This is a genomic window from Streptomyces sp. GL_148 (assembly GCF_057834205.1).
This window is the reverse complement of the sequence record NZ_CM174396.1, coordinates 4,601,949-4,614,397: the sequence shown is the minus strand read 5'-3', so window position 1 is coordinate 4,614,397 and position 12,449 is coordinate 4,601,949. Positions and strand designations below refer to the sequence as shown.

8 protein-coding genes are annotated in these 12,449 nt (G+C 71.3%); 3 read left to right on the top strand and 5 right to left on the bottom strand.

Annotated features, from left to right (window positions below):
• Positions 1–112: 112 nt before the first annotated feature.
• A complete protein-coding gene (locus tag AC3IYI_RS21295; protein ID WP_489405272.1) occupies positions 113–2,215 on the bottom strand; it encodes a PhoX family protein in 2,103 nt (700 codons plus the stop codon).
• Between the two features lie 292 nt (positions 2,216–2,507).
• Between AC3IYI_RS21295 and AC3IYI_RS21290 the strand changes: the two genes are divergently transcribed.
• The gene (locus AC3IYI_RS21290) at positions 2,508–4,187 is read left to right on the top strand and encodes a VWA domain-containing protein (protein ID WP_489405271.1); all 1,680 of its coding nucleotides are present in this window, start codon (positions 2,508–2,510) and stop codon (positions 4,185–4,187) included.
• A 76-nt stretch (positions 4,188–4,263) separates the two neighbouring features.
• Here the strand turns inward: AC3IYI_RS21290 and aspS are convergent, their stop codons facing one another.
• Positions 4,264–6,069: an aspartate--tRNA ligase gene (aspS, locus tag AC3IYI_RS21285; RefSeq protein WP_489405270.1), complete on the bottom strand. Its 1,806-nt coding sequence runs from the start codon at positions 6,067–6,069 to the stop codon at positions 4,264–4,266.
• A 137-nt stretch (positions 6,070–6,206) separates the two neighbouring features.
• On the opposite strand from aspS, the gene AC3IYI_RS21280 reads away from it, so the two are divergent.
• Together AC3IYI_RS21280 and AC3IYI_RS21275 are read left to right on the top strand one after the other, a co-directional pair.
• Positions 6,207–8,423, top strand: coding sequence for a SpoIIE family protein phosphatase (locus AC3IYI_RS21280; RefSeq protein WP_489405269.1), 2,217 nt, complete (start codon positions 6,207–6,209; stop codon positions 8,421–8,423).
• 38 nt (positions 8,424–8,461) lie between these two features.
• Complete coding sequence (locus AC3IYI_RS21275) at positions 8,462–9,505, top strand: AI-2E family transporter (RefSeq protein WP_489405268.1); 1,044 nt, start codon at positions 8,462–8,464, stop codon at positions 9,503–9,505.
• A 7-nt stretch (positions 9,506–9,512) separates the two neighbouring features.
• Here the strand turns inward: AC3IYI_RS21275 and AC3IYI_RS21270 are convergent, their stop codons facing one another.
• The 3 genes from AC3IYI_RS21270 to AC3IYI_RS21260 form a co-directional block, all read right to left on the bottom strand.
• Entirely contained in the window at positions 9,513–10,979 is a 1,467-nt protein-coding gene (locus AC3IYI_RS21270) for an APC family permease (protein WP_489405267.1), read from the bottom strand.
• A gap of 240 nt (positions 10,980–11,219) precedes the next feature.
• On the bottom strand, positions 11,220–11,702 hold the full coding sequence (locus AC3IYI_RS21265) for a hypothetical protein (RefSeq protein WP_489405266.1): 483 nt from the start codon (positions 11,700–11,702) through the stop codon (positions 11,220–11,222).
• Positions 11,703–11,799: 97 nt separating this feature from the next.
• Complete coding sequence (locus AC3IYI_RS21260; RefSeq protein ID WP_489405265.1) at positions 11,800–12,435, bottom strand: TetR/AcrR family transcriptional regulator; 636 nt, start codon at positions 12,433–12,435, stop codon at positions 11,800–11,802.
• Positions 12,436–12,449: the final 14 nt, after the last annotated feature.

The following is a 12,449-nucleotide window of genomic DNA, read 5'->3' as shown; positions in this document are numbered from 1 at the left end:
GACACCGGTCGGGCGCCTGCCGGAAGGAAGTTGAGCGGGGGCGGTGGATGTTTCACGTGAAACATCCACCGCCCCCGCACGGGTCAACTCACCTCGGCTCAGACGTCAGACGTCAGACTCCGATGTTCTTGCCGTCCTTGCGCCAGACCGAGACGACCGACGGGCGGACGATCTTGCCGGGACCGTCAGGCCACACCGACTGCGGCTTCTCGACGGACGCGCCGTCGATCTCGCCCGGGTGCTGCACGGCGACCAGGACGCGCTTGTCCTGGATGATCGGGCCGCAGGTCTCCGCACCGCGCGGAACGGTCAGGAACTGCTTCAGCTCACCGCGGCGGTCACCGGCGGTCGCGACACCGAACAGGCCGTCGTGCGAGCCGAGCTGGTTGCCGTCCGTGGAGATCCACAGGTTGCCGTGCGGGTCGAAGGCCACGTTGTCCGGGCAGGAGATCGGGCTGACCTTGTCCTTCGGGAAGCCCGCGAAGTAGGTCGCCGGGTCGTTCGGGTCACCCGCGACCAGGAAGAGGCGCCAGGCGAAGCCGTCGCCGGCCGGGTCGTCGAAGTTCTCGGCGAGCTCCAGGATCTGGCCGTGCTTGTTCAGGTTGCGCGGGTTGGCCTCGGTCGCGCCTTCCTTGCCCGGCTTGCCGCGGTCCGCGTTGTTCGTCAGCGCGATGTAGACGCGGCCGGTGCGCGGGGACGGCTCGACGTCCTCGGGACGGTCCATCTTGGTCGCGCCGACCTTGTCACCGGCCAGGCGCGTGAAGACGGACACCTCTTCGGCGGTCATGCCCTCGACGTGCGAGACGTTGCCGGAGGGGGAGGAGGTGAGGATCTTGATCCAGACACCGGAACCGTCGAACTCGCCGTCGGTGGGGAGCTTGCCGGAGCCGTCGATCTCGGCGGCCGGGGTGTCACCGGTGAGCTTGGCGACGTAGAGGGTGCCCTCGTCGAGCAGCGTGAGGTTGTGCTCCTTCGCCGCGCGCGAGTCGCCCTTCTTCATCTGCTTCGACGAGACGAACTTGTAGAAGTAGTCGAAGCGCTCGTCGTCGCCCATGTAGACGACGGGGCGGCCGTCCTCGGTCAGGCGGGGCTGCGCGGCCTCGTGCTTGAAGCGGCCGAGCGCGGTGCGCTTGCGCGGGACGGAGTTCACGTCGTACGGGTCCAGCTCGACGACCCAGCCGAAGCGGTGCGGCTCGTTGGGCTCCTGCGCGACGTCGAAGCGCTTGTCGAACCGCTCCCACTTGCGCTCGGTGGCGCCGGCCGTCACGCCGTAGCGCTTCAGGCGGGCCGCCTGGGTGGGGTCGGTGACCAGGCCGGCGTTGCCGAAGTACTGGTTGAAGTTCTCCTCGCCGTGGAGGGTGGTGCCCCACGGGGTGGTGCCGCCGGCGCAGTTGTTGAGGGTGCCGAACACCTTGCTGCCGGTCGCGTCGACCGAGGTCTTCACCAGGTCGGTACCGGCGGCCGGACCGGTCAGCTGGAACTCGCTGGTGGCGGTCAGGCGGCGGTTGAGGCGGTGGCGGCTGATGGCCGTCAGCTTGCCGCTGCGGTGGTCCTCCTGGACCGCGACCACGGACAGGCCGTGCGCGGCCCAGGCGATCTCGACCTGCTCGCGGGTCGGGTTGGCCGGGTCGTAGGCCTTGAACATGAGGTTCTCGTCCGTGTACTCGTGGTTCGCCACGAGCAGCTGCTGGCGCTCGTAGTCGCCGCCGAGCGGGAGCAGGCTCAGGAAGTCGTTGTTGTAGCCGAACTGACCGGCCTGGGCGGCGGCGGTCTGGTTGTCCGGGTTGAAGCCCGGCGCGCCCTTGACGATCGGGTCGCCCCAGCGGATGACCACGTTCTGCTCGTGGCCCTCGGGGACCGTGACCTGGTCGGCGGTGTTCGGCGCGACGGGCGTGAAGCGCAGACCGCGGGCGCCCGCGGCGTTGACCCCGGCGGCGCCGGCGCGCTGCGCCTCGACCGTGGGGTCCGCGGAGGCGGAGGAGCCGTTGCCGCTCAGCGTGATGGCGGTACCGGCGGCCGAGGCGACCGTGACGACCGCGGCGGAGCGGAGCATCGCGCGGCGGGAGTAGGCGCGGGCTATGACGTCGCCGACGTACTCGTTGTCGCTGGTGTTCGGCACCTCGTGGAAGCAGGCGTCGCCGCAGCGGTAGCGGCAGGTGAGAGCGGAACGGCCGCCCCCGTGAGAGGTGCCGATGAGCGGCAGAAGCTTGCGCACGAGTGTCCTCCGTTGATGCACGGTCCCCGACAACGTGTCGGAACAATCCGTCGGTGACGCTATGGGCGGGTTGCGCCGAAGCGGCGGCCGCTGGGTGAACGCCCGGTGAATCCGGCACGTCGAGGCGGCAGTTCGGCGGCGGAACGGGTGTGTTTGAGCCGTGGGCGCCACGAAAGGTGCCCCTCCCAAAGTTCCAGCCAGGGGGCCGATAACCTTACGTGTCCACTCTGGGCAGGGATCCACCGCGCCTCACGGACAAATGACGCACGCACTCATGCGAAAGGCCTGGCCCATGGGTATTCGGAGCTTGTTGCGCAAGGTGTTCGGACGGACCTCTGAATCGGTTCCGGAGACGACCGGCACCACTTCGGCGGCCCTCCCGAGCCAGACCGAACGCACCCCCCTGGACGCGGCGGCCGAGCTGGTCGCCGCCTCCTTCGACAACCCCACTGTTCCCCCGCAGTCCACCCCCCGGGACCTCGAACCGGGCACGGTGCTCACCGCCCCGGCCCCGGCCCCCAACCCGGACCCCACGGTCCCGGAGGCCCGCCGGAGTTCCCCCACCGGAGGTTCGCCGGCATCCCCGGCGACGCCGTCCACCACGACGGCCCCGGCCGCCGCCGAAGCGGAACCCGTCACCGAGGAGGAGTCGCCGGTCGCCGCAGCCGAGGCCGAGGCAACGCCGGAGCCCGCCACCACCGCCCCGGAGACGGAGCCGCTCACGACCGAGGCCGAGGCGGAAGCCGAAGCCGAGGTGGCGGAAGCCGAGCCGCTCGCCGCTCCGGCCGCCGAGTCGGAGACGGAGGCGGAGGCCGACGCAGCCGCTGCCGTCGCCCCGGCGGAGCCGGCCGAGGCCCCCGAGGCCCCCGAGGCCCCCGAGGCCGAGCCGGTCACCGCCGAGGCCGAAGCCGAGCCGGTCACCGCCGAGGCCGAGGCCGAACCGGCCCTGGCCGCAGCGCCCGAGGAGGAGCCCGCCGCCGAGGCGGACACCGAGCCGCAGGCCGACGTAGCGGCCCCGGAAACGGACACCGAGCCCGAGGCGGAGCCCGCCGCGGCGGAGGCCGAGGCAGAGCCCGTGGCAGCCGAGGCAGAGCCGCAGCCCGAGGCCGGGGCCGAGCCTGCCGCGGCTGAGGCCGAGGTCATCACCGAGGCCGAGCCTGCCGCCGCCGAGGCCGAGGTCATCACCGAGGCGGAGCCTGCCGCCGCCGAGGCCGAGGCCGAGCCCATGGCGGCCGACGCCGACCCGGAGCCCGCCCCGGCCGAGGCCGAGGCCGAGCTCCTCACGGCCGATGCAGCCGATGCCGCCGCAGGGGGCCCCGCGCACTCCCTCGCCGCCCTCAAGCGGCAAGCGCCCCCGCTCGCGGCCGCGTACAAGGCCGCCGGGCAGGCCCTGCGCACCAAGGGGAAGGCCGGCGCCCGCGCCACCGTGTTCCTCGTGCTCGACCGGTCGGGCTCGATGCGCCCGTTCTACAAGGACGGCAGCGTCCAGCACCTCGCCGACCACGCCCTCGCCCTGGCCGCTCACCTCGACGAAGAGGCCACCGTCCGTACGGTGTTCTTCTCCACCGAGCTGGACGGCGCCGCCGACCTGTCCCTCGACGCGTACGACGAGGCCTGGGTCGAGGCCCGCCACGCGGAGCTCGGCCGGATGGGCCGCACCAGCTACCACGTGGCCGTCGAGGCCGTCGTGGAGCGCTACCAGAAGGACGGCGGCGAGGGCCCGGCCCTGGTCGTCTTCCAGACGGACGGCGCGCCCGACAACGTCCGCCCCGCTCGGCAGGCGATCGCCGACGCGGCCGCCACCGCCCCCGGCATCCACTGGCAGTTCGTCGCCTTCGGCGAGCACGACGCCAAGGCCTTCGACTTCCTGCGCAAGCTGGACGCCGACAACGCCGGCTTCTTCCACGCCGGCCCCGCGCCGGCCGAACTGACCTCGGCAGCCCTCCTCAAGGGCCTGCTGGAGAAGTTCTAGAAGACACGGAAGAAGGGCCCGGGATCCGTTACGGATCCCGGGCCCTTCTTCCGTACTACGGCCTACGGCCTACGGCCTACTGGTGGGGCTTGACGGCCTTGTCGACCGGCTCGCTGGTCTTCGTCTCCACCGGCTTGCGCAGCGCGATGTTCAGCTCGCGCAGACGGGACTCCTCCAGGATGGTGGGCGCGCCCATCATCAGGTCCTGCGCGTTGCCGTTGAGCGGGAAGGCGATGGTCTCGCGGATGTTCGGCTCGTCGGCGAGCAGCATCACGATGCGGTCCACGCCCGGGGCGATGCCACCGTGCGGCGGGGCGCCGAGGCGGAAGGCGCGCAGCATGCCCGCGAACTCGCGCTCGACGGTCTCGGCCTCGTAACCGGCGATCGCGAAGGCCTTCAGCATGACCTCGGGCTCGTGGTTGCGGATGGCGCCGGAGGACAGCTCGATGCCGTTGCAGACGATGTCGTACTGCCACGCCAGGATGTCGAGCGGGTCCTTCTCCTCCAGGTCCTTCATGCCGCCCTGCGGCATGGAGAACGGGTTGTGGGAGAAGTCGATCTTGCCGGTCTCCTCGTCCGCCTCGAACATCGGGAAGTCGACGATCCAGCAGAAGCGGAAGACGTCCTCCTCGAACTGCCCGGCGCGCTTGGAGGCCTCGACGCGGACGCCCGCCATGATCTTGGAGACCTCGTCGAACTCGCCCGCGCCGAAGAACACGGCGTGACCGGCGGCCAGCCCCAGGCGCTCGGTGAGGACCTTGACGTTCTCCTCGGTGAGGAACTTGGCGATCGGGCCGGTCAGCGCACCGTCCTCGCCCACGCGGACCCAGGCCAGGCCCTTGGCGCCCAGCGAGATCGCGTACTCGCCGAGGCCGTCGAAGAACTTGCGCGGCTGGGCGGCGGTGTCCGGGACGGCCAGGGCGCGCACGTGCTTGCCGGCGAACGCCTTGAACTCCGAGCCCTCGAACACGTCGGTGATGTCGACGAGCTCCAGCTTGGAACGCAGGTCGGGCTTGTCGTTGCCGTACTTCATCATCGACTCGCGGAAGGGGATCCGCGGGAACGGCGAGGTGACCGGGCGGCCCTTGCCGAACTCGGTGAAGATCTCCGTCATCAGCCGCTCGATGGGCTGGAAGACGTCCTCCTGCTCGACGAACGACATCTCGACGTCGAGCTGGTAGAACTCGCCCGGCGAGCGGTCGGCGCGGGCGTCCTCGTCGCGGAAGCAGGGCGCGATCTGGAAGTACCGGTCGAAGCCGGAGATCATCAGCAGCTGCTTGAACTGCTGCGGCGCCTGCGGGAGCGCGTAGAACTTGCCCGGGTTCAGACGGGACGGGACGACGAAGTCACGGGCGCCCTCGGGGGAGGTCGCGGTGAGGATCGGGGTCGCCATCTCGTTGAAGCCGAGGGCCACCATCTTGGAGCGGATGGAGGCGATGACGGCCGAGCGCAGCATGATGTTGCGGTGCATGCGCTCGCGGCGCAGGTCGAGGAAGCGGTACTCCAGGCGGCGCTCCTCGTTCACCCCGTCGTCGGTGTTGATGGTGAAGGGCAGCGGGGCGGCGGCGCCGAGCACCTCGACCGCGGTGACCTCGACCTCGATGTCGCCGGTGGCGAGCTCGGAGTTGACGTTGTCCGCGCCGCGGGAGACGACCTTGCCGTCGATGCGGACGACGGTCTCCTTGGTGACGCTGCTCAGCGCCTCGTTCGCGGCCGTGCCGGGACGGGCGACGAGCTGCGTGATGCCGTAGTGGTCACGCAGATCGATGAAGAGGATGCCGCCCAGGTCTCGACGATTGTGCAGCCAGCCACTCAGCCGGACGTCGGAGGCGACGTCGGAGGCACGAAGCTCGCCGCACGTGTGGGACCTGTACCGATGCATCAGTCATCCAGTTCTACGTGATACCAGGGTGGATTCAACCGTCCCAAGGTTACCGTCCGGGGCGGGAGCCCGTGCGGGCCCGCCCGCCGGGGGTGGTGAACAGGCACGTCAGGTGGATGACCTGTAAAGATGACCAGGTGCGCACAGAGGACGTCCTGGCCGCCATCGCGACCGGTTTGTGGCGATGGGACAACGCCTCCGGGACGGTCACCCTCGACAGCGAGGCCGCCCGGCTGCTCGGGCTGCCCGCCGAGCCCGTCGCACTGCCCGAGGTCGCCGTGCGCTCGCGCTTCCACCCCGTGGACTGGAACGAGATCAACGGCATCGTGAACCTCGCGGTCGCCGAGGGCACCCTCGCCGAGGCCCGGCTGCGGATCATGGACGAGGACGGGCGCGTGCTGCGCACCGTACGCAGCCGCTCGAAGCCGCTGGAGAACCGCGCCCCGGACGGCCGCCTCGACTACGAGCTGATCGGCACGATCCAGGAGATAGCCGAAGCCCAGCCCGGCACCACGGCCGCGCACACCACCGTCACCGGCGACTGGCGCCGCTCGCGCGAGGCGTTCCTGCTCGACGCCGGGCGGGCGCTGGCCGAAGCCCGCTCCACCGCCGAGGTCCTGCGGGTGGCGGCCTCGCTGTCCATGCCCGGGTTCATCCCCGACGGTCTGGCCGTCTTCGGCGTGTCCGGCGACCGGCTGTCGATCATCGGGCACCACGGGCACGATCCCGGGGACGAGGGCCCCTTCGCGGACATGCCGCTGCAGACCGACTACCCGGCCGCGGAGGTCGTCCGTAGCGGGCGGGCGATCTACCTCCCGAGCCCCGACGACTACAAGCGGCGCTTTCCCACCACCTGGCCGCTCGCCCAGCGCTTCGACCGGATCTCCTGGGCGTTCCTGCCGCTGATCGTCGCGGGACGCACCATGGGCGCCTGGATGGCCGCATTCAAACACCCGGTGTCCTTCTCCCCCGACGAGCGCTCCGTCCTGACGACGGTGGCCCGGATGCTCGCACAGGCCCTCCAGCGCGCCGGAGTGGCCGAATCCGAGCGGGAGCTCACCACGGGCCTGCAGCGGTCGATGATGCCCCAGCTCGGCCCCGAGATCCCCGGGATGACCCTCGCCGCGCGCTACGTGCCGACCGGCGGCGGGCTCCAGGTCGGCGGCGACTGGTACGACATGATCCCGCTGCCGTCGGGACGGTTCGCGCTGGTCATCGGCGACGTCCAGGGCCACGACGTCCGGGCGGCCGGGCTCATGGGACAGCTCCGGATCGCGGTGCGCGCGTACGCCTCCGAGGGCCACCGGCCCGACGCGGTGCTCTCGCGCGCCTCCCGCTTCCTGGCGGGCCTGTGCTCGGAGCAGGACACCGGGTCGGACACGGGCCGCCCCGGTACGGGCGGGGGCGGCGGAGACTCCGATTTCCAGAGCCCGCGCTTCGCGACCTGCCTCTACGTGGAGTGCGATCCGCAGACCGGCCTGCTGGAGGTGGCCCGCGCCGGGCACCCCGACCCGGCGGTGCGGATGGCCGACGGCACGGTCCTGATGCGGCCCACGGCGGGCGGGCTGCCGCTCGGCATCGTGCCGGACACCGACTACCCGACGACGCGGTTCACCCTGGAACCCGGCGAGACGATGATGCTCTGCACCGACGGGCTCATCGAGACGGGCGGGCACGACCTCGACACGGGCTGGGCCCGGCTGCGGGCCATCCTGGAGTCGCAGACCCCCGACCCCGGGACGCACGATTCTCAGGACATGGAGCCCGGCCACCTGGAGCGGCTGGCCGACCTGCTGGTCCAGGCGGTGCACGGCCCGTCCTCGCACCACACCACCGGTCCGCTGGCCGACCGGCGCGAGGACGACATCGCCGTGGTCCTGCTCTGCCGCGAGGGCGGGGGCTGCGGCTGCGAGACCCCGCTGCTGCACCCCTCTCGGCGGAGCCGGCGCACCATGACGACCGTCGCCCAGGCGGAGCCGGAGCGGGTCGCGGGGGTCCGCCAGCAGATCCGGGAGCTGCTGCACGACTGGGCGGACCCGGAGCAGGTCGACTCGGCGGTGCTGATGGTCTCCGAGATGCTGACGAACGTACTGGTCCACACGGACGGGGACGCCCTGCTGATCGCCGAGGCGGTGGGCGAGCTCGGCTCCCGCCGGCTGCGGGTGGAGGTGGCGGACGCCTCCGACGAGCTGCCGCACAAGCGGCACCCCGGCGAGATGGCGTCGAGCGGGCGGGGCGTCCTGCTGCTGGAGATGCTCGCGGACGACTGGGGCGTCGACCCGCGCGGCGAGGGCAAGTCCACGTGGTTCGTACTGAACGAACGTTCCAAACCCGAGACCGACCCGCTGGACTGACCTTCGGGCGGCGGGCCACCGGCGTGTTTGGATGAGCCGTGCCGACAACTCCCCTGCTGCCCGAGCCCGTCCGCCGCCTCGCCGCCTGGTGTGTCGTCGTCCTCCTCGCCACCGCCGTCCTCGCGCTCGTCGTGTGGCTCTGCACCGTCTTCCGGACGGTGGTCACGCCCGTCCTGCTCGCCGTGCTCGGCACGGCCCTGCTCGGGCCGATGCACCGACGGCTGGTCCGCATGAAGGTCAACCGCTCGCTCGCCGCGGCCCTCACCTGCCTGACCGTGGCCGCCGTCGTCGGCGGGGCCGGCTACATCGTCGTCCTCGCGCTCATCGAGACCGGCGACCAGATCATCGACTCCCTGCGGAAGGCCGGCGCGGACCTCGCGAAGCACTTCGGGGCGCTCGGCACCTCCCTGGAGGACGTGGCCAAGAACTCCAAGGACCTGCTCACCAAGTTCGGCGGAACGGCCGCCTCGGGCGTGGTCACCGGGCTCAGCGTGGTCGCGGCGATGCTCGCGACGGCCCTGCTGGCCATGGTGCTGATCTTCTTCTTCCTCCGCGACTCCGACCGTGCCGTGGGCACGCTGCGCTCGATGGTGCCGAGCCGCTCGGGCGACCTGATGGAGGCGATGGGGCGGCGCGCGTACGGGGCCGTCGAGGGCTTCATGCGCGGGACCACCTTCGTGGCCCTGGTCGACGCCGTGCTGATCGGCGCGGGCCTGCTGATCCTGCAGGTCCCCGGCGCCGTGGGACTGGCCGCCCTGGTGTTCGTGACCGCCTACATCCCCTACCTCGGCGCCTTCCTCTCCGGCGCCGTGGCGGTCCTCGTCGCCCTCGCCGACCGGGGCTGGGTGATCGGCCTGTGGGCGCTGGGCTTGGTGCTCGCGGTCCAGATGATCGAGGGGTACATCCTCCAGCCCATGGTGCAGAGCCGCACGGTGCAGATGCACCCGGCGGTGGTCATGCTGGCGATCACGGCCGGCGCGAGCGTCGCCGGCATCCTCGGGATGCTGCTGGCCGTACCGCTGACCGCGGCCTTCTTCGGCGTGGTCTCGGAGCTGAAGTCCCGCTACGCGACGCAGGCCTGATGTCCGGTCAGCGGGTGAAGGAGTCCGCCTCGCCCGGCTCGGTCTCCAGGGCCCGGCGGTCGAACATCAGCATGCCGAGGTAGAACAGGCCGCCGAGCAGGAGGAGGCCCACCACGATCACCACGGAGACGAAGGCCTCCTTCGGGGTCACCAGGACGAACAGCGCGACGAGCGTCCACAGCAGTGCGCAGATGGCGACCGGCAGTTCGAAGCGTCCCAGGTCGAAGGCGCCCTTCTTGCGGCTCAGGCGTCCGCGCACCGCCAGGTAGAGCACGATGGTCGCGCCGTAGGTGACCGCGGGGAGGATGGTCGAGGCCGTGATCAGCTCCAGCAGCGCGGCTCCCGGCAGTGCGACCATCAGGACGACGCCCAGGGCGAAGACCAGCACGGTCGCCGGGATCGGCGTCCGCGTGTGGGGGTTGACCCGCCGCATCAGCTGGTGGGCGGGGAAGCGCGCGTCGCGCGACATGGCGAAGACGAGCCGCGAGCACGAGACCATCACCACGATCCCGGCGCCGAAGAACGCGATGGTGATCGCGACCAGCAGCGTCCTCTCCATCACCGGACCGAGCTGGTCACGCATGATCGCCGCGACCGGTGAGCCCTCGGCGCTGATGCGGGGGATGTCCTCGATCGCGACCGTGAGCGTGATCAGGAACAGCATGCCCAGAACCCCGGCCGCCACGACCGACCCCACGATCGCGCGCGGAACGGTGCGGAACGGGTCCTTGGCCTCCTCGGCCAGGTTCGCCGCCGAGTCGAAGCCGACGAGGGTCGCGAGCCCCATGATCATCGCAAGCATCAGCCCGCCGCCGACCGCGAAATAGTCCGGGGTGCTCTCGACGACACCACGCGAGGTGAGGTTGCCGACCGCGCCGTCGCCCGTGACGGCCACCGCGATGACGAGCCCGATCGCCACCACCACGACGAGCGCCAGCTCGAGCCCCACCGCGACCGTGTTGATCAGACTGACGAGACGCGTGGAAGCCACGGCCAGCACGGTCTGGACGAGCAGCACCACCAGGGTGATCAGGCGCGCGGCGCCCTCGTCCGGCGCCATGCCGGCGAGCGGCATGAACGCCTGGCTGGCGAGCGCGTTGTCGACCGCCACCACGCCGATCGCCAGATAACAGAAGGTCAGCCACCCGAACCACCAGCCGATCTTCGGGCTGGCCAGCCGCGAGGCCCACTGGTACGAGGAACCGCTGAGCGGGATGCGGGCCGCGAACTGGGCGACCACCAACGCCACCAGGGTCTGTCCCACCGCAGCGACGATCCACAGCCAGATCCCGACCGGCCCGGCGGTCAGCAGGACTTCGTCGAAGGTCGCGAAGATGCCGACCGCCACCGAGATGAACGCGAACGAGATCGCGAACACCTGGAAGGAGCCGAGCGTCCGCTTCAGCTCCTGCCGGTAGCCGCCGGCCTCGACGGATCCCGCATCACTCCGGGCATCGGACGATGACTCCACCACCGCGGCCACCTCCTCGAAGGGCCCGTCCGAAGGTCCGTCCGAAGGTCCGGCTTCCTCGCGGGGCGTCGGACTCCACCCAACCACTCGAGGGTGGACATCCGTGGAGGCACAACCGCCGTCACCTCGTTTTAGGTGGTGCAGAGCAGTCGACGGCTCGTCCAGGTACCGCTCGGAGGGCAGCCGCTGCTCCGGGGCCAGGGCGCCGGCCGCGATGGCGTGCGCCAGGGCCTGCTTGGCCGGTTACGGCCTGGGCCGCCGGAACCAGGCCGCGCTCTCCTTCTTCAGGCAGCAGGACAGCAGGATGGCGGTGATGGCCACGCTCGGCGCGGACATCCCATCCCCGGAGACCAGCCCGATCAGGGCATTCGCGCCGGTGAGTGCCGCGACCACGATGGCGGCGATCCGCACGCGGTTCCCGCCCGTGCGGAACTTGAGGCCGATCACCAGGCAGGCGATGCCCATGAGCAGCGTGACCAGAGCGGTGACGAGAAGGGCCCCGCCGGTGAGCCCCGCCTCGCCGGTCTCGTCCGCGACGGTCCCCGCGGAGGTGAGCAGGAGGAGGAAGAGCCCGATCACGAGGTTCAGGCCCGCCTCCACGAACAGCACGATCCGTGCCGTCTTCACGGCCTTCGGCATCTCCTGCGGGGCGTACGTGCCGACGGCCTCCGCGGGGTACGGGGCCGCCTGCTGCATCGGGGGGTAGGGAGGCGGTTCGGTGTTCAACTCGGGCTCTTTCGGTGGGCTGATCGGCTGGGCGCGTATGCCACGGATAAGCCAACAGCCCGCCGTAGCCGCAGCCGCCCGCCGAAGGTCCTGATGATCAGTCCGATCGTCCCTGCGTGGTGGCGGTGGCGTACGAGGAGACCAGGCGCGCGAGGTGCCGGCCCGCCAGGAGGAGGGGGGTGCGGCTCTGCGTGACCTGGGAGGTCATCTCGGCGCCCTCCAGGGTGTTGATCACGGTGACCGCCAGCTCGCGCGCCTCCGCCTCCGGGTGGCCGCAGGCCAGGAGCTTCGCGGCGACGAGCTCCTGCCAGTTCGCGAAGGCCCGGGCGCAGGCCGCCTGGAGCTCCGGCAGGCGGCCGACCGATTCCAGCGCCGTGGGCGTCACCGGGCAGCCGTCGCGCCAGTCGGACGCTTCGAGCGCCTCGGCGAGCAGCTCCGCGACGGCCTCTATGGCGCGCGCCGGGTCGGCGTGGGCGGACAGCCCGGAGCGGAGCCCCTCGGCGAACTCCTCGTCGCCGAAGTGGATCGCGGCGACCGCGAGCTCCTGCTTGCCACCGGGGAAGAAGTGGTACAGCGAGCCGAGGGTGGCCTCCGCCTCGCGGACGAGCTGCTTGACCGGCGCGTTCTCGTACCCGCCGTGCTGGAGCAGGCGCGAGGCGGTGCGGACCAGCCGCTCCCGCGTCCCGAGCCCTCCGTCCGCCGTCGCCTTCGTCTTCACCTCTGCTGCTGCCATGGGGGAACCCTACC